The organism is Halorubrum sp. Atlit-26R, assembly GCF_003666015.1.
In the GTDB taxonomy this organism is placed as follows: Archaea; Halobacteriota; Halobacteria; order Halobacteriales; family Haloferacaceae; genus Halorubrum.
Genome location: NZ_QPLT01000023.1, coordinates 22,100 through 39,143, shown reverse-complemented (window position 1 = coordinate 39,143; position 17,044 = coordinate 22,100). Strand labels below are relative to the sequence as shown.

Annotated in this window: 19 protein-coding genes, 1 tRNA gene and 1 pseudogene; 13 read left to right on the top strand and 8 right to left on the bottom strand. The window is 69.1% G+C overall.

What is annotated here, in order from left to right; all coding sequences use genetic code 11:
* Window positions 1-120, top strand: a pseudogene (locus tag DVK07_RS23755) (IS6 family transposase); the annotation flags it as partial.
* A 145-nt stretch (window positions 121-265) separates the two neighbouring features.
* A complete protein-coding gene (locus tag DVK07_RS17860; protein ID WP_121598284.1) occupies window positions 266-1,141 on the top strand; it encodes a hypothetical protein in 876 nt (291 codons plus the stop codon).
* A 30-nt stretch (window positions 1,142-1,171) separates the two neighbouring features.
* Here DVK07_RS17860 and DVK07_RS17855 read toward each other — a convergent pair whose 3' ends face one another.
* A complete protein-coding gene (locus DVK07_RS17855; RefSeq protein ID WP_121598283.1) occupies window positions 1,172-1,750 on the bottom strand; it encodes a hypothetical protein in 579 nt (192 codons plus the stop codon).
* Window positions 1,751-2,003: 253 nt separating this feature from the next.
* On the opposite strand from DVK07_RS17855, the gene DVK07_RS17850 reads away from it, so the two are divergent.
* Together DVK07_RS17850 and DVK07_RS17845 are read left to right on the top strand one after the other, a co-directional pair.
* Window positions 2,004-2,576 (top strand): magnesium transporter, encoded by a 573-nt coding sequence (locus DVK07_RS17850; protein WP_121598282.1) that lies wholly within the window; start codon window positions 2,004-2,006, stop codon window positions 2,574-2,576.
* Between the two features lie 56 nt (window positions 2,577-2,632).
* Window positions 2,633-3,148: a magnesium transporter gene (locus DVK07_RS17845; RefSeq protein ID WP_394338891.1), complete on the top strand. Its 516-nt coding sequence runs from the start codon at window positions 2,633-2,635 to the stop codon at window positions 3,146-3,148.
* 25 nt (window positions 3,149-3,173) lie between these two features.
* Here the strand turns inward: DVK07_RS17845 and DVK07_RS17840 are convergent, their stop codons facing one another.
* On the bottom strand, window positions 3,174-3,617 hold the full coding sequence (locus tag DVK07_RS17840; protein WP_121598280.1) for a DUF2391 domain-containing protein: 444 nt from the start codon (window positions 3,615-3,617) through the stop codon (window positions 3,174-3,176).
* Between the two features lie 66 nt (window positions 3,618-3,683).
* On the opposite strand from DVK07_RS17840, the gene DVK07_RS17835 reads away from it, so the two are divergent.
* The 3 genes from DVK07_RS17835 to cgi121 all read left to right on the top strand — a co-directional run bounded on the left by DVK07_RS17835 (window position 3,684) and on the right by cgi121 (window position 8,021).
* Entirely contained in the window at window positions 3,684-4,361 is a 678-nt protein-coding gene (locus DVK07_RS17835) for a class I SAM-dependent methyltransferase (RefSeq protein WP_121598279.1), read from the top strand.
* A gap of 571 nt (window positions 4,362-4,932) precedes the next feature.
* Window positions 4,933-7,407, top strand: a complete 2,475-nt coding sequence (locus DVK07_RS17830; protein ID WP_121598278.1) for an ATP-dependent DNA helicase — start codon at window positions 4,933-4,935, stop codon at window positions 7,405-7,407.
* Window positions 7,404-8,021, top strand: a complete 618-nt coding sequence (gene cgi121 / locus DVK07_RS17825) for a KEOPS complex subunit Cgi121 (RefSeq protein WP_121598277.1) — start codon at window positions 7,404-7,406, stop codon at window positions 8,019-8,021. Before DVK07_RS17830 ends, cgi121 begins: the two co-directional genes overlap by 4 nt.
* 284 nt (window positions 8,022-8,305) lie before the next feature.
* Here the strand turns inward: cgi121 and DVK07_RS17820 are convergent, their stop codons facing one another.
* The gene (locus tag DVK07_RS17820; protein ID WP_199719586.1) at window positions 8,306-8,965 is read right to left on the bottom strand and encodes a hypothetical protein; all 660 of its coding nucleotides are present in this window, start codon (window positions 8,963-8,965) and stop codon (window positions 8,306-8,308) included.
* 148 nt (window positions 8,966-9,113) lie between these two features.
* Between DVK07_RS17820 and DVK07_RS17815 the strand changes: the two genes are divergently transcribed.
* Entirely contained in the window at window positions 9,114-9,701 is a 588-nt protein-coding gene (locus DVK07_RS17815) for a MarR family transcriptional regulator (RefSeq protein ID WP_121598276.1), read from the top strand.
* 164 nt (window positions 9,702-9,865) lie between these two features.
* Window positions 9,866-10,522 (top strand): hypothetical protein, encoded by a 657-nt coding sequence (locus tag DVK07_RS17810; RefSeq protein ID WP_121598275.1) that lies wholly within the window; start codon window positions 9,866-9,868, stop codon window positions 10,520-10,522.
* Window positions 10,523-10,707: 185 nt separating this feature from the next.
* On the opposite strand, the gene DVK07_RS17805 is transcribed toward DVK07_RS17810, so the two are convergent.
* Window positions 10,708-10,780, bottom strand: a tRNA-Gln gene (locus DVK07_RS17805).
* A gap of 207 nt (window positions 10,781-10,987) precedes the next feature.
* Here DVK07_RS17805 and DVK07_RS17800 point away from each other — a divergent pair.
* Both DVK07_RS17800 and DVK07_RS17795 read left to right on the top strand, forming a co-directional pair.
* Window positions 10,988-11,581 carry an IMP cyclohydrolase gene (locus tag DVK07_RS17800; protein WP_121598274.1) on the top strand — a complete coding sequence of 198 codons (594 nt, stop codon included), beginning with the start codon at window positions 10,988-10,990 and terminating at the stop codon, window positions 11,579-11,581.
* 100 nt (window positions 11,582-11,681) lie between these two features.
* Window positions 11,682-13,787: a S9 family peptidase gene (locus DVK07_RS17795; RefSeq protein WP_121598273.1), complete on the top strand. Its 2,106-nt coding sequence runs from the start codon at window positions 11,682-11,684 to the stop codon at window positions 13,785-13,787.
* Window positions 13,788-13,803: 16 nt separating this feature from the next.
* Here the strand turns inward: DVK07_RS17795 and DVK07_RS17790 are convergent, their stop codons facing one another.
* The 4 genes from DVK07_RS17790 to DVK07_RS17775 form a co-directional block, all read right to left on the bottom strand.
* On the bottom strand, window positions 13,804-14,178 hold the full coding sequence (locus DVK07_RS17790; protein ID WP_121598272.1) for a helix-turn-helix domain-containing protein: 375 nt from the start codon (window positions 14,176-14,178) through the stop codon (window positions 13,804-13,806).
* Window positions 14,179-14,233: 55 nt separating this feature from the next.
* On the bottom strand, window positions 14,234-14,473 hold the full coding sequence (locus DVK07_RS17785) for a hypothetical protein (RefSeq protein WP_017343532.1): 240 nt from the start codon (window positions 14,471-14,473) through the stop codon (window positions 14,234-14,236).
* 113 nt (window positions 14,474-14,586) lie between these two features.
* Window positions 14,587-15,273 (bottom strand): DUF5828 family protein, encoded by a 687-nt coding sequence (locus DVK07_RS17780; RefSeq protein ID WP_121598271.1) that lies wholly within the window; start codon window positions 15,271-15,273, stop codon window positions 14,587-14,589.
* Window positions 15,274-15,519: 246 nt separating this feature from the next.
* Window positions 15,520-15,780 carry a hypothetical protein gene (locus DVK07_RS17775; RefSeq protein WP_121598270.1) on the bottom strand — a complete coding sequence of 87 codons (261 nt, stop codon included), beginning with the start codon at window positions 15,778-15,780 and terminating at the stop codon, window positions 15,520-15,522.
* Between the two features lie 167 nt (window positions 15,781-15,947).
* Here DVK07_RS17775 and DVK07_RS17770 point away from each other — a divergent pair, with 167 nt between their 5' ends.
* Window positions 15,948-16,328, top strand: coding sequence for a cupin domain-containing protein (locus tag DVK07_RS17770; RefSeq protein WP_121598269.1), 381 nt, complete (start codon window positions 15,948-15,950; stop codon window positions 16,326-16,328).
* On the top strand, window positions 16,321-16,995 hold the full coding sequence (locus tag DVK07_RS17765; RefSeq protein WP_121598268.1) for a hypothetical protein: 675 nt from the start codon (window positions 16,321-16,323) through the stop codon (window positions 16,993-16,995). Before DVK07_RS17770 ends, DVK07_RS17765 begins: the two co-directional genes overlap by 8 nt.
* The last annotated feature ends 49 nt before the right edge of the window (window positions 16,996-17,044 follow it).

The window sequence follows — 17,044 nt, the reverse complement described above, 5'->3', positions numbered from 1 at the left end:
TTTTGGGAAATAGAACGACGAACATCATCGTTTGCGAATAGTTTTAGCAATGTCGCGCTAGAGACAGCTCAAAACTGGCTCGAAGCCTTCGCCGTCTACCACAATTCACGCCAAACTTAACGCGACCGCTCGCCGCGACCGGATGATTTTAACGACCGGCGGACCCAGTGGCTCGCATGAACAAATCGACCCAGATCGTGGTTGGTACGGTCGGCGTCTCGGCCGTCCTCTCGGTGCTCATCATCCTCTCGTACGTCCTCGCCTGATGTTCTCGCCCCGGTCGCTCGACGACGACCTCGCGGCGGTCCGCGACCGCTACGCGCCGGGGTCGCCGGTCCTCGACGTCGACTCCGACTTCGAGACGCTTCCGCCCGCGGCGGCGGAGGACCTCGGGCTCTTCGTCGACGCGCTCGACCCCGCGTCGTACCCCGCCGAATGGCTCCCGGACGCGGTGCCCGACCTGCTCCGAAAGCACGCGGGGCCCGCGTTCACCGTCGGGCTCCCGGGCGACGGCACGGTCGTCCGGACGACGCAGACCGACCCGCCGACCGTCCTCGTCAAGCGGCGCGCGGAGGGGACGCCGGAGGACTTCCTCGCGTTCCTCGTCGCCGAGCGGTTAGTCCAGATCGGCTGTGAGCCGGCGCCGGGAGCCGTTGCGGGCGCCGCGGAGGCGACCGGGTCCGGCCTCCCCGAGTCGTTCCTCCCCTTCTTCGGCGAGGGCTACCGCGACCTCGACGCCGCGATCCGTCGCCCCGACCCGGAGACGGGCGAGTCGACGACGGGGTTCGGCCCGACCGACGTCTTCCAGGTCGCGAACGCGCTGTTCGACGCGTGGGTCGGCCTTCACGTCCGCGACGAGTTCGCCTCGTGGGCGGAGGAGTATCCCCGGCTGTTCGACGCGTGGGTCGACGCCGGCGAGCGCCTCTCCGGCCGGCTGGGCCGCCTCTCCGGCGAGGTCGCGCGCGGCGAGACCGAGTTCCCGAGCGCGACGGAGTACGCCTGCTCGGCGGTGAAACACGACCTCGACCTCCCGGCGCCGTACGGCGCGCTCGACACGACCGCCTACCGGGAGCGCGGGGCGGACTACGCGGTGGCGTGGGCGGAGAAGACGTTCGCGGCGCTCGTCGACGACGAGGAGTAATGGGTCGCCCGATCGCGGTGAAGCCGCCGTTCAGACGTCGACGACGACGTTGCCCTCGCCGTCGAGGTCGATGACGCCGTCGAACAGGTCGCGGAACCGGTCGAGCGTCGCGACCTCGTGGACCTCCTCGGAGAGGTGGAAGATGCCGACCGCGTCGTGCTCGTCGAGGAGGGCGAGGATCTCGGCGGCGGCCTCGTACACCGCGTCGTCGTCGGCGTAGTAGGCCATCTCGGTGAGCGAGTCGACGGAGACGCGCCGCTTCCCCTCGTTCTCCGTGAGGAACCGCTCGACGCGGTCGACGACGCCGTCGAGATCGTCGGGCGCGGAGACGTAGTAGACCTCGTCGGACGTGCGCCGCGAGTAGCCGCGCTCGACCGAGAGCGTGTCGAGGATGGTCGCCTTCGTTTCGTCGACGTCGTAGTACTCCAGCTTCTGCTCGACCTCGCGGGCGGTGGTCCGCGTCGAGACGACGAGGAACGCGTCCGTGTCGGTCTTGAGGAAGTCCGTGTCGATTCGGTCCGTCTCGCCGATGCTCGGGTGGACGAGGAGGAGTCCGGTCCCGCCCGGTATCGTCTCCGGCCCGTTCTCGACGGCGAGGGAGTAGTCCATGGGATCGGAACTCGCCCGACGGACTTAACGGTGCGGGCCGGAGCCGTCCGAGACCGTCGGACGCGGGCGGGTCGCTCCCGTCGCGTTCGGTCGGCGTCGCGTCCGTCCGCCACCGACCCCCACCGTTTCGTTTGGAGATGCTGACATCAACGGGACGATCGCCCCCCGAATCGCTCACGGGCGCCCGCGGACCGACGGCGGTCGCCCGGCGCGGCGGTCGGTTTTTTTGCCCCGCCCGCCGTCGGTGCGTTCGATGCCCGGGCACGACTCCGCGCGCGAGATCTACCGGCAGGCGCTCCCGGTGATAGCCGTCAGCCTGATCGCCGGGCTGTTCGCGGGGACGATACTCGCCTCCGAGACCATGCGCGCGAACATCGCGGAGGTCCCCGGGCTCCTGCTGCTGCTGCCGGCGTTCCTCGCCACCCGCGGCGGGGTGTACGGCTCGCTCGGCGCGCGGCTCTCGACCGGGCTCCACCAGGGGATCATCGAGCCGCGGTTCCGCCCGTCCCGCCGGCTCACGAACGCCGTCGTCGCCTCCTTCCTCAACGGGATGACCGTCTCCGTGTTCATCGCGGTCGTCACCTACCTCACGCTCGCGCTGTTCGGCGACGGCGGGAGCCTCTTCCAGTTGGTCGGCGTGATGGTCGTCGCCGGGTTCCTCTCGGCGGTGCTGATGATCACCGTGCTCATCTCGGTCATCTTCGTCGGCTACCGCCGCGGGCTCGACCCCGACAACGTCATCGGGCCGGTCGTCACGACGCTCGGCGACGTGTTCGGCGTGTTCTTCCTCCTCGTCGGGGTCGCCCTCGTGGGGGCGCTCTCGTGACCGACCCCGAGCCGATCGCCGTCGACGAGTGGTCGATACGGCGGATCGTCCGGACGATGATCCCGCTTTTGGCCGCGTTGTCGGTGCTTCAGCTCGTCTCCGGAACCGTGTTAGAGACCTACGAGGCGGTCCTCCTGCGGTACCCGGCCCTGTTGGTCCTCGTGCCCGTCCAGATCGGGACGGCCGGCAACCTCGCGTCGATCACCTGCTCGCGGCTCACGACCCAGCTCTACCTCGGGACCTACGAGCTCAGCCCGGCCAATCCCGCGCTCCGAGCGAACGCGGGCGCGGTGTTCGGGCTCGCGGCGACCGTCTTCGGCGCCGTCGGCGTCGCCGCGTGGGCGATCGGGCTCGCGCTCGGCGGGTCGCTCGCGCTCGGCCGGGTGCTGCTGATCTCGCTGGTCTCCGGGCTGTGTCTCGCCGTCCTCGTCGTCGTCGCCAGCGTCGCCGCCGTCGAGGCCTCCTACCGGATCGGGCTCAACCCCGACGACACGACGATCCCGGTGGTGACGAACCTCTGTGACATCGCCGGCGTGTTGATCCTCTTCGCGGTCGTCTCGGTCGTCCTCTGAGTCGGACCGCGCGTCTCGGGCCCGATCAGAACACGCTGTCTGCGGTCGCGGCGCCGACGACGCTGAACACGGCGCCGACGGCGACGGCCTTCGCGGTCGTCGCCACGACCGCGCCGTCGCCGATGCCGCCCTCGACGAGGAACGTTTCGGGCGCGTCGAAGATCAGCGCCAGCAGGAGCACGGAGCCGAACGCGACCGTCATCAGCGAGACGAAGCGGGTCGGGATCCCGACGAGGTCCGGCTCCTCGTCGACGTCGCGGCCGGTGTCGGCTCGGTACAGCGCGGCGTACCCGATCAGCGCGACGAGCCCGGCGGTCACGGCGGCCTGGATCCAGTTCATTCCCGCTGCGAGCTCCCACACCTCCGCGGTGACGACGAACGGCCCCGCGAGCAGGAAGCCGCCGACGGACTGCTGGGCCATGTCGGCCACCCGGAAGTGCGGTCGGCGGAGCGCCCGCGGTCGCTTCATACAGGTCAGCGGAACGGGAGCCGGTAAAACACCGCCGTTTTTCACCGCTCTCCCCGTCCGACCGGTATGAGCGTCCGCGAGGAGTTCGACGAGTGGGCGGCCTCGGGCAAGGACCGCGGGATGGAGGACCGACACTGGCACACCGCGAAACACGTCTTGGCGCGCATGCCGGTCGAGGCCGGCGACGCCGTCCTCGATTTAGGTACCGGCTCCGGCTACGCGCTCCGCGCGCTCCGCGAGCGCGGGATCGGGAGGGGGTACGGCCTCGACGGCGCGCCGGAGATGGCGCGCAACGCCCGCGAGTACACCGACGACGACGCGGTCGGTTTTCTGGTCGGCGACTTCGACGAACTCCCCTTCGCCGACGACGCCCTCGACCACGTCTTCTCGATGGAAGCGTTCTACTACGCGAGCGACCCGGTCCACACGCTCGAAGAGGTCCGCCGCGTGCTGAAGCCGGGCGGCACCTTCTACTGCGCGGTGAACTACTTCGCGGAGAGCGAGACGACCCACGCGTGGCAGGAGAACATCTCGGTCGACATGACGCTGTGGTCCCGCGAGCAGTACCGCGAGGCGTTCCGCGAGGCCGGGCTGTACGTCGCCGAGCAGGACGCGATTCCCGACCGCGAGACGGAGATTCCCGAGGCCGACGAGTTCCCGACCGAGGGGTACGAGACGCGGGAGGCGATGGTCGACCGCTACCGGACGTGGGGGACGCTGTTGACGGTGGGCGTGGCACCTTGATCTGGACTTATAAATAGACGCCGGCGGCGCGGTGAGTCCTTCCAGAGACTACGTAATCCGTTTATAAATGGTGGATTGCGGATCGGCGGCGGTCATCTCCAAAACCACAGCCGTTCTGTCATAAATAGTCAACCGCGGATCGACGGAGTCCACCTCCAAAGCCCCAGCCGATTACTTATAAATCGCTGATCGCGGGTCGGCAGAGGCCACCTCCAAAGCCCCAGCCGCGAGGGCGGCGCACGCTCGCTGCGGTCCTCGGTCGCTCGCGCTGCTCGCTCCCTGTGGTCCTTGCTTCGCCTGCGCCGCCCTCGCGACTGCCCCTTTGAGTCCCGCCCCGCACAGCACCGCACAGCGCCTCACGCCTCCCCAGCCTCGTCAGTCGCCTCCGCTTCGCTTCGGCGACTGACTCCCTCGCGCGGTGCTGCTCGGCCGCGATGCGGCCTCGCAGGCACGCGCCACCGCGGATCTATTTATAAACGTACGTCGCTGCTGGCGGTCGCGGCCGCACCTGTTCACTCTCTCACGACCCGGTTCCGACGATTTAAATCGCGTGGGGGTCCAGACTCCGGTAATGGAACCGAGTTCGCTCTCCGGGCTCCCCGCGGGCGTCGGCGAGGCGCTCGAAGCGGAGGGCGTCGCGGAGCTGTACCCGCCCCAGCAGGCGGCGGTCGAGGCGGGCGTCGTCGACGGCGAGAGCCTCGTCGCGGCCGTGCCGACCGCGTCCGGCAAGACGCTGATCGCGGAGCTCGCGATGCTCTCCTCGATCGAGCGCGGCGGCAAGGCCTTATATATCGTCCCGCTGCGCGCGCTCGCCAGCGAGAAGAAGGCCGAGTTCGAGCGCTGGGAGGAGTTCGACGTGACGGTCGGCGTCTCCACGGGCAACTACGACTCCGACGGCGAGTGGCTCGCGAGCCGGGACATCATCGTCGCCACCTCGGAGAAGGTGGACTCGCTGATCCGCAACGGCGCGCCGTGGATCGACGACCTCACCTGCGTCGTCAGCGACGAGGTCCACCTCGTCGACGACTCCCACCGCGGCCCCACCCTCGAAGTGACCCTCGCGAAGCTCCGGAAGGTGAACCCCGGCCTCCAGACGGTCGCGCTCTCGGCGACCGTCGGCAACGCGGACGTCATCGCCGACTGGCTCGACGCCGAGCTCGTCGAGTCCGACTGGCGACCCATCGAGCTCCGGACCGGCGTCCACTTCGGCAACGCGATCAACTTCGACGACGGGAGCCAGCGCGAGGTGCCCGTCGAGCGCGGGGAGGACCAGACCGCGGAGCTGGTCGGGGACGCCTTAGACACCGAGGAGGACGGGCAGGGCGGCTCCTCGCTCGTCTTCGTCAACTCCCGGCGTAACGCCGAGTCGTCGGCCCGCAAGCTCGGCGAGGTCACCTCCTCCAGACTCACCGGCGAGGAGCGCGACCGCCTCCGCGAACTCGCCGAGGAGCTCCGCGGCGTCTCCGACACCGACACCTCCGAGGACCTCGCCGACGCGGTCGAGCAGGGGTCGGCGTTCCACCACGCCGGCCTCGCGAGCGAGCACCGGAGCCTGATCGAGGACGCGTTCCGCGACCGGCTGATCAAGTGCGTCTCCGCGACCCCGACGCTCGCGGCCGGCGTCAACACCCCCGCCCGCCGGGTGATCGTCCGCGACTGGCGCCGCTACGACGGGGAGTTCGGCGGGATGCAGCCGCTCGACGTCCTCGAAGTCCACCAGATGTGCGGCCGCGCGGGCCGGCCCGGACTCGACCCGTACGGCGAGGCGGTGCTGCTCGCGAACAGCGCCGACACCCGCGAGGAGCTGTTCGACCGATACGTCTGGGCCGAGGCCGAACCGGTCCGCTCGAAGCTCGCGGCCGAGCCCGCCCTCCGCACCCACGTCCTCGCGACGGTCGCGTCCGGCTTCGCCGCCACCCGGGACGGGCTGCTCTCCTTCCTCGATAACACCCTCTACGCGACCCAGACCGACGACGAGGGGCGTCTCGCCGCGGTCACCGACACCGTCCTCGACTACCTCGAAGTCAACGGCTTCGTCGACCGCGACCGCGACGGCGGGAGCGAGGGCCTCGCCGCGACCGGCATCGGCCACACCGTCTCGCGGCTCTACCTCGACCCGATGAGCGCGGCCGAGATACTCGACGGGCTCCGCACCGTCGCGGACGGCGCGGACGACGAGGGCGCCGAGAGCGGCGAAAGCGGCGAGTTCGTTCCGGCGGACGGCGCCGATTCTGCCCCCGACGCGGACGCCGACGCCGACGACGCCGAGTTCACGACCTACACGCGGGCGGACGAGGAGGGAGACGACCCCGCCGACGAGCCGGCGGAGCCGGACGCCGACGAGGGCCCCGCCGTCACCCCGCTCGGCCTCTATCACCTCGTCAGCCGGACCCCCGACACCTACGAGCTGTACCTCAAGTCCGGCGACCGCGAGGAGTACACCAAGGTCTGCTACGAGCGCGAGGCGGAGTTCCTCGGCGACGTGCCCTCCGAGTACGAGGACGTGCGCTTCGAGGACTGGCTCGCCGCGCTGAAGACGGGCCGGCTCTTGGAGGACTGGGCGAACGAGGTCGATGAGGACCGGATCGCGGAGCGGTACGGCGTCGGCCCCGGCGACATCCGCGGCAAGGTCGACACCGCCGAGTGGCTCCTCCGCGCCGCCGAGACGCTCGCGCGCGACGTCGACGGGATCGACGGCGACGTCGTAGTCCAAGTGCGCGAGGCCCGCAAGCGGCTGGAGTACGGCGTCCGCGAGGAGCTGCTCGACCTCGCCGGCGTCCGCAACGTCGGCCGCAAACGCGCCCGCCGCCTCTTCGAGGCCGGAATCGAGAGCCGCGCCGACCTCCGCGAGGCGGACAAGGCCGTCGTCCTCGGCGCGCTCCGCGGCCGCGAGCGAACCGCCGAGCGCATCTTGGAGAACGCCGGCCGCGAGGACCCCTCGCTGGACGGCGTCGACCCCGACCGGTCGGCCTCCGCGGCGGCGACCGCGGGCGCGGACGCCGACGGCGACGGCGACGGACAGGCGAGCCTGGGTGATTTCGGATGACTGCCCCCGCTGCCGACGCCGACGAGGAACCGGCGCCCGACCCCGACGGTGAGCCGGCGCCCGAGCCCGCGGTCCGCCTCGTCCGCGGAACCTTCGCCATCGACGACCTCGACGCGTTCCTCGCCGACCTCGACGGGATCGCCGCCGAGACCGGCGCGGTCGTTCAGGCGTTCGACGCCGACCTCGTCGTCTCCCCGACGCAGCTCCGCGAGGCGGCGCGGCTCGCCGCGCGGGCGATCGCTCGCGGCGAGGCGGTCGCGCGCGACCCCGCGGTCGAGGTCCTGCTGTACGCGGCCGGGCGCAGGCAGATCGACCGCGCCCTCGAACTCGGTGTCTCGGAGGGCGAGCGCGCCGCGGTCGTCCTCGTCGCGGACTTCGGCGGCGTGCCCGACGCCGGCCGGTCGACCGCGGACCTCGGCGGAGCAGTCGAGGCGGTTCGGAACCTCGCGGTCGACTCGGCCGAAGTCCCAGACGCCGACGCGCTCGACGCCGCGTTCGACGCGGAACGCGTCCGCGAGTTCTACGGCGTCACCGACCGCGAGCTCGCCGCGACGAACGGCGACCTCGCCGACGTCGTCCGCGAGCGCGCCGCGCTGCTGGACGTCGAGAAGTAACAGTTGTTACACAATCTATTTTTCACCCGGCCTGTAGCGTGATTTTTCGTGCCGATCCCCCCGTCACACATGAGTTATCTCGCCCGGTGAGCTACGTCACTTCCTCTGGGTTCTGACGCTGATTCGAGCGGGGTTCGACGGGCTTCACCCGTAGCTCTCCGAAGCCGTACTTCGAGTGACCGCCGACCCGGAGGATGCCGCTACCACTTTGTCGTCTGCTGTTGCGAATCGACAGCTACTGTCGAAATACAGCCGTGGTGGTCCTCTCCTGTGGGACGGACAGCTTAATCCGAACGCCAGTCGGTGATCTCTGTGACGGTCTCGTTTTCGAGGTCGACTGTGGCAGAGTAGTACACCTCGTCGGTGGAAGGGTTGCGGATCCTGATGGCGGCCTCGTCTTTGACGTACTCGGGATGACGGTCGATGGTGACCGTACCCGTCTCGTCACCGTCTTCGACTGTGAGGGTGAACGTCTCCTCTCCCTCGGCTGTCTCACTTTCCATCGAGGTACTATTGAACCCGGTGACGGTCGTGGTCCGGACGGAGTCCGCGGTCAGTTTGTGAATCGGTTCAACGGTCAGTTCGTACTGTTCTACGTCCCGAAGCACCTGCTGTACGGTCGCGTTGTCACGGGCGATGGCTTCGGCGTGACTGCGTTCGCTGTCCGTCAGTGGGTCCTCTGTCTCCGTGTTCACCTGATAGGTTCCACTCCCTTGTCGTTCGATTTCGATACTGTCGACCCGGGTCATGTTGTCGACGACGGTAACCTGCTGATCGCCCTGTTCGACGGTGACGTTGTCTTCGGACACGACGAACGCCGTACCGGGCCCGGAAGCGGCGTGAGGAGTGGTGGCACCGACCGCGGTGCCGAGGACGGCGAGCCCGACACCGAGAACCGCAAGGACCGCCAACAGGGCGAGACGGGACTGTAGATCGGACGTCATTCGTGGTTTGGACTTCGGTGAAAGACCACATCAGTACTGCGTGAAACCGGTTGGGAAACGGTTGGAAATGCGTTTCACAGGCGTTTCATCCCGGTTTTACAGCGAAAGAGCGATACGCATTAGACGGTGTGTTCATTACCCCGATCATATGGACTTGTCAGCCCTCCACGGCAAGCGCCTTATCGCGGCGTCCGCGTTCGTCGCCGCGGTCCTCGTGGTTGCCGTCCAACTGATCACCCCCTCACCGGTTATGGTCTCTCTCGGTGACAACGGCGCGCAAACCACCCAGCTCGGCCAGTACTTCACGTACACCGACGTCGCCCTCATCGCTGTCGCAGCCTCCCTCCTCGGCGCCAGCGGCACCTACCTCTTACTCCACGACCACACCACCACAGTCCCGACAACCGAGTCAGCGACACCGCATCCGGTCGCAAACGGCGGAGAACACCCATCGACGCGACAAGCGGTCAGCGACGGACACGGCAGCGACACCGTCCAGCACGACACAACGGCCCCCGAGGAACGGTGGGAGGAGACGGTTGACCGGTTACACAACAACGAGGAAACGGTCTACACCGTCGTGCTTGACGCCGGTGGTGAACTTCCGCAACGCGATATCGTCGAGGGGACCGAGTTGTCTAAGGCCACGGTCAGCCGAACCTTGGATACCCTCGAAAGCAAGGACCTGGTCGAGCGGAAACGCAAAGGGATGGGTAACGTCGTCGTCCTCAGATAGTCTTCGGTGAACACCGCCTGAAACGGGTTCCAAACCGGTTCCGTAATCCGTTTCCAATCAATCACTTTCAGGTCTTTCATCTAACGGTCTACGTGGAGAGCACCCCTCCTCCAGGGTACGGAGGCTTCGGTGGTGTCTCCACGCTACCAGGTGATTGACGAACTATGCGCACGAAACTTGCCGTCCTCGCGGTCGCCGCACTGCTCGCCCTCGGTACGGGTAGTGTCGTCGCCGCAATGGACATGCCTACGGCCGACACAGCGTCGGACGACGCATTGCCAGCCAACTACACCGTTGACGTCATCAATCCCGGAGCGGTGAGCGATGAAGAGGTCGATCAGGCCATCGAGACGGCTTGGGCGAACCAGACGGTCCGGAGTTACTTCGACGAGGTAACCGCCGTTCACTTCGAGGTATGGGCCTCCGGGTTGGACCAGAGTGTGATCCACGTCAAGGCCGCTCCGATTGAGGAGCCGGACGAGACACGGGTCATCACCGACGTCAACCTCTCAAAGAAGCAGGTCACCTACGTCGATGAACCGGTGAAACTCAACGCCTCCAACGCCATCACGATCGACGCCATCGACTACGATCGCAACGATACGGAACCTAGTCAGCACACGAACAATGAAGAACACGTCACGAGACTCACAGCAGACCAAGCCACTCAGATAGAGCTGAACGAGAGCTCGATTGAACGTGGCGGAGAGGGCACCTTCACCCTCGAAGTCGAAGACGACGAAGCCACCACGACCGTCCCCTCAGAAGAGATTATCAGGATCGACCTGCCTCCAGAGAACCAGACAGTCCACGGCAAATAAGACTGACCGACAGTAAAAACGCGCTCTACTCCTCTTTCTTTCCAGACGCTTGTGCGATGGTGATTGTTGGTTCACTCCAACTAGTAACGGGAATCCCGACCGGCGAATGCCACCCCTTCGTTTCAACTGGAGACCGCGGGACGGGGGAGCCTCTCGGCTACAGTCGAAGCGAAGCGCGAGAAAAGTAGTCCATCCTGGATTCGAACCAGGGTCGTTGCCCCCAGAAGGCAACAGGATTGGCCACTACCCCAATGGACTGCGCACTTTCCGATAACCCGTACGTGTTTGTAAGCGTTGCGCGTCGCGGCCGCCGTGCGATCCGTTGACGATGTCGCCTCGCATCGGCGACACCGAGGCGGGGACCGTCGCGGTGCCGACGGCGCAGACGGCGGCGAACCGCACCCGTCGGATCGCGTTCGTGTGTATATCGACGCGTTTTAATCCAGAGAATCCACACGAATCTGTATGTACGTCGGACGATTCGTCGTCGTCGCGCCCGGGATCGGCGGCTACCGCGTCTCCTCGCGCTCGTTCCCGAACCGCCGCGTCCGCGACCGCGGCGGGACGCTCACCGTCGGCCCGACCCCGGACGCGCCGGAGACGGACAACCCCTACGTCTCGTACAACTGCGCGCGGGCGGTCGAGGCGCCGACCGGCGAGGCGCTCGCGGTCCTCGGCAACGGCTCGCACGTCGACCCGATCGCGGAGAAGCTCGAACTGGGGTACCCCGCCCGCGACGCGCTCGCGACGCCGCTGCTCGCGCTCGACTACGAGAAGGACGACTACGACACGCCCCGCGTCGCCGGGGTCGTCGGCGCGGAGACGGCGACGGTCGGCACCGTCCGCCGGGACGCGCTCCTCGTCGAGGCCGTCGACGAGCCCACCGTCGTCGCGACCTACGAGACCGACTCGCCGGAGCCGTACGACCTGACCGCGACCGACGCTGACTCGGTCGCGACCGAGCTGCTCGGCGCCGACCTCGAACACCCGGTCTGCGCCGCGGGCGCGACCGTCGACGGCGACGGCGTCTCGCTCGCGTTCGACAACGGCGAGGACTAACCGCGCGCCGTCGCGGGCGCGGGACGCCCCCGGACGCCGCGGCGACTGACCGCCTTTCCGGCTCCCGACGCCTTTTGCTTCCCCCGTCCGAGGGGACCGTATGGAACGCGTCACCGCCGCCGACTACCACGACATCGCGGTCCCGTCCGACCCCCGGATCTCGCCGGACGGCGACCGCGTCGCCTTCGTGCGCCGACAGCCGACCGACGACGAGAGCTACGAGACGACGGTGTACCTCGTCGACGCCGCGGGCGAGGATGATCCGCGCCGGCTCACCCTCTCGGAGGGCGCCGACGCCGAACCGCGCTGGAGCCCCTCCGGCGACCGGATCGCCTTCACCTCCACTCGGGGCGCCGCCGACGACCGTCAGCAGCTGTGGGTCCTCCCGCTCGACGGCGGCGAGGCCCGCCGCGTCACCGACGTCGTCGGCGGCGTCTCGCAGATCGCGTGGTCGCCCGACGGCGAGCGGATCGCGTTCGTCCAGTCGGTGACCGCGGACGACCGCGAGGCCGATCGCGACCTCGCCGTCCCGGACGAGTACGAGCCCGAGGAGCACCCCGACCCGCGCGTCATCGACCGGACCGTCTACCGCGCCGCCGAGCGCTACTTCGACGGCCGGCGCCCCGGCGTGTACGTCGTCGACGCGGACGCGACCGTGGGCGGCGTCACCGACCCGGACCCGGCCGAGTCGGGCGCCGTCGAGCGCGTCACCGACCGCGACGCCGACTTCGCCGCGCCCTCGTGGGGCGACGCCGACACGCTGTACTACACCGAGGCGGTCGGCGACGACCCCGACGACTCGGTCGAGATCGCGATCCGCGCCCACGACCTCGCGGCCGGCGAGGCAGAGCGCGTCCACACCACGACCGGCTGGGGCGCCGACCTCGCGGCGACCGCCGACGGCCGCGTCGCGTTCACCCACGCGGAGCCGGACCAGGTGTCGATGCAGCCGACGGACCTCCGCGTCCTCGACGCCGACTCGGGCGCGGTCACCGACCTCACGGGCGACCTCGACCGCGGGCTCGCCCGCGACACGACGCCGCAGTGGGGGCCGGACGGGGAGACGCTGTACTTCGCGACGCCCGACGAAGGGAAGACGGCGCTGTGGCACGTCCCCGCGGACGGAAGCGCCGAGCCCGAGCGCCTGCTCCGGCCCGGCACCGTGTCGAGCGCGACGGTCGGCGGCGACGCCGACGCCGGCCCCGAATCGGTGACCGTCGCCTACGCCGCGAGCGAATGGGACCACCCAGGCGACGCGTTCGCGTACGACGCCGCGGCCGACGAGACGACGCGCCTGACCGAGCTGAACGCCGACTACCTCGCCGAGCGGGCGGTCGGCGAGCCCGAGGAGCTCCGGTTCGAGTCCGACGGCGTCGAGATCCAGGGGTGGCTGCTGACGCCCCCGGAATCGGCTACTGATACCGACGAGCCGTACCCGCTCGCGGTCGAGATCCACGGCGGCCCGCACGCCATGTGGTCGACCGCGGGGACGATGTGGCACGAGTTCCAGACGCTGGCGGCCCGCGGCTACGCCGTCTTCTGGTCGAACCCCCGCGGCTCGACCGGCTACGGCGAGGAGTTCACGCAAGCGATCGAGCGCGACTGGGGCGCGGTCACCACCCGCGACGTGATGGCGGGCGTCGAGACGGTCGCCGACCGCCCGGCGATCGACGCGTCGAACGCCTTCGTCACCGGCGGCTCCTTCGGCGGGTTCATGACCTCGTGGATCGTCGGACAGACCGACTACTTCCGCGCGGCCGTCGCCCAGCGCGGCGTCTACGACCTCACCGGCTTCTACGGCTCGACCGACGCGGCGTACAAGCTCGTCGAGGGCGACTTCGACACGGTGCCGTCCGACGAGCCCGAGTGGCTCTGGGAGCAGTCGCCGACGGGCCACGCCGACGCGGTCGACACGCCCACGCTCCTGATCCACTCCGAGGACGACACGCGGACGCCGATCTGTACGGCGGAGCTGTACCACCGGATCCTCCGCAAGAACGGCGTCGACACGCGGTTCGTCAGGTACCCCCGCGAGGGACACGAGCTCTCGCGGTCCGGCGAGCCCGCGCATATCGTCGACCGCATCGAGCGCATCGCCCGCTGGTTCGACGGCTACTCCGACCACCACGACGCCGAGCGCGCGCTCGACCGCCCCGAGGACGACGGGCTGACCGCCGGCGCGGAAGACGAGGAAGGGGAGGAGTAGGCGTCTCGGCCGAGGGTCAGCGCTCGTCCGGGTCGAACCCGTCGATCGCGTCGTGGACGTCCGCGACCCACTCGTCGAGCGCGTCGTGGAGCCGACGCTTGGCCTCCGGGACCGGGATCGCGGTGTACTGGTAGACGTAGCCGCCGGAGTCGAGCAGCCGCCGCCGGCGCTCGACGAGCCCCTTCTCCCGCAGGGTCGACAGCGACCGGTTCACGTTCGACCGGTCGCGGTCGAGCGCGTCGGCCAGCTCCGAGACGGTGCTGCCCGGGTAATCGAGCAGTTCGAGGTACGCCCGGCTCTCGTGGTCGCGCACGCCGAAGACGCAGGAGAGGACGTGTTCGAAGGAAGGCGAGGTGTCGCCGACGAGGTCCTCGATTTCGGGATCGCTCATGTCGGTCGATCCGCGCGCGGTGCTGTTAAATACCCGTCACGGCGGCTCGACGCGGTCATTCGTCCGCCGCGTACCCCATCTGGTCGATACAGCCCCGCATCCCCGACTCGTCCGCGTGCCGATGGAGGTTCGTCGGCGTGTCGCAGTGGTACGTCTCCCCGTCGTAGCGGAGGGCGACCTCGTGGTTGGCGCCGGCGACCTCGACGTCGACGAGGATCCGCCGGCCGTCGTTGAGCGCGTCGATGAGTTCGTCGACGGACAGCTCGCCCGCCTCGACTCGGAGTACCTCGCTCATGGGTTCGATACGACGGTCGGCGAGTTAAAGCCGACCGATGTCTCTCGGCCCGCGGCGGCCGCCCCGTCGGCGCGGGCGATGCGCCGGCGTGGTCGGCGGGATCGCTCCCGCTCTCACGTCGTCGTCGAGTCCGGGCCGCCCTCCTCTGCGGGCGGCTCGACGCCCTCGGCCGCCGCGACGTCGTCGGTCCGCTTCTCGGTCTCGACGTGCCAGCGGTCGATTTCGGACTCGTACTCGTCGAGGACCTCGGAGACCTCCGTTTTCAGCTCGTCGTCGTTGACGTTCACCTCGAAGACGAACGTCTCGCCGTCCTCGGCGCGGGCGACCTCCTGGATGTTGGCGCTGACGAGCTCGTTGTCGAAGTAGTACGGCGCCATCTGGGTCATCACGTTCCGGTAGACGGCGTCCTCCACCTTCCGGAGCGCCTTCCGGCTGGCGGAGTCGGCCGCGCGGGCGACGTGCTCGATCGACTCCCCCCAGCTCTCGCGGGCGCTCTCCGTGTCGTTCTCCTCGACCTTCTCGTAGGACTCCGTGAGCTTCTCGCCGGCCGTCTGGAGGTCGTCGCCGGGCGACTGCCCCGCGCGCTCGCCTTTCCCCTCGTCGACGGACGCCTGCGCCGCGGTCTTCTCCGAGACGTCCTCGTCGATGCGCTCGTGGGTCTTGGGACGCCACTCGTCGAACTCGTAGTAGGCGTCGCCGTCGACGCCGACCTCCCGGAGCGCGAGGGCGACCCGCTCGCCGTGTTCGACGACGTCGCCCCAGTCGCCGCGCACCTTGAACCCGGAGATGCTCTCTTCCATCGGTTGCCCTCGCTACGGCACGGACGCGTATAAGTCTCCCCGAACTGACGTGACTCGCCGAGCGCGGCTCGCGGTCTGACCCGTGGCCGACGCCGGCTTGCGGTTGACGCCGGCTTGCGGTTGACGCCGGCTTGCGGTTGACGCCGGCTTGCGGTTGACGCCGGCTTGCGGTTGACGCCGGCTTGCGGTTGACGCCGGCTTGCGGTTGACGCCGGCTTGCGGTTGACGCCGACTTCCGGCCGATGCCTACTCTCCGTACGCGATCCGGCGCGCGAACGCGTCGATCCGCGCCTTGAGGTCGCCGAAGTACCCGGCCGGCGAGACGCGCCGGACCGACGACTCGTCGACCTCGATCCGCTCGCCCGAGAACGGGTCGCGCTCGGCCCGCTCTTCGGGGGACTGATCGCTCGACACCGCGCCGACGACGGTCGACATCGAGCAGCGGCCGCAGGCCTCGACCTCGACCGCGCCGTCGTCCCCGTCGGACCGGTCTCGTTCGTCTGTCATGCTCTCTCACGACACGTTACGCCGTGCGTCTCCTTAAAACCGAGCCTGGTCCCGCTCCCGCCCGTTCCGGGCGTTCGGTCTCGTTCGATGCGGTCCGCTTCGACGCCCGACTCCGCCGCCGGCTCGGCTCCCGACGCCCTTTTTACTCCTCCGTGGAAGGGATTCGCATGGGATATCGCGTCGTCGACGTCGACTCGGTCGACCCGGAGCCGGACCGACCGTGCGAGTGCCGGAAGCTCTCCGATCCGGGCGGCCTCGACGCCGCGGCGGTCAACCGATTCAGGGCCGAGCCGGGCGAGCAGCTCCCGCTCGCGTACCACTACCACGAGACCCAACAGGAGGCGTTCTACGTGCTCGACGGGACGCTCTCGGTGGAGACGCCCGAGGAGACCTACGAGGTGCCCGCGGGCGACCTGTTCGTCGTCGACCCCGAGAGCCCGCAGCGCGCGTACAACCCGGCCGACGCCGACGGCCCCGTCACCGTGCTCGCGATCGGCGCGCCGCCGGCGGACGGCGACGCGGTCGCCTACGACCCGGACGATGAGTGAGCGGGCCGGGCCGGAGGGCGGCGACGGGGCCGGCGGCGACGGGACCGCGCCGGCGGGAGGCGACGGCCGCCGCGACCCCGAGGAGCTGCCCGCCGAGATCCGCGAGGCCGTCCCCGACTACGACGACGAGTACCTCGACCGGGTCTCCGACCGGCTGCTGTACAGCTACGACCTCGACCGCGACGTCGTCGTCGACGGCGAGCGCTTCGACATGACCGCGGAGATGCGGGTGCGCAACCAGAAGCAGTTCCTCCACCCGGCGCTGAGCTACGCGGACCACGACATGATGGAGTTCCTGTTCGCTCGGCGCGTCTCGACCCCGTCGGTCGCCGAGCTCGAACGGCTCGTGGAGTTCTCCCACGCGGTGGCCGACGACCGCGTCGAGGCCGACGAGGAACACTACGGGACGGACGTCACCGTCGCGCTCGTCGCGGACCGGATCCCCGACGACGTCGCCGACTTCGTCGACGGGTTCCGCGACCGAACGCTGCTGAAGTTCGGCTACTACGGCCACTACGAGGTGAACCTGATCGTCGTCGCGCCCGACGACGAGGAGCTGGTCGCGAGCGAGGTCGCTGACGTCGCCGGCGCGTTCCGCCTGTGGGAGGCGGTCGCGGAGCCGGACGAGGGGTTCTTCTCGCGGCTCGCGAAGCGGTTCTGGCGGTAGCGGTCGAAGCGGCGCCGAAAAATAACCGTAGAGGGCCAGGGGGCGGGGT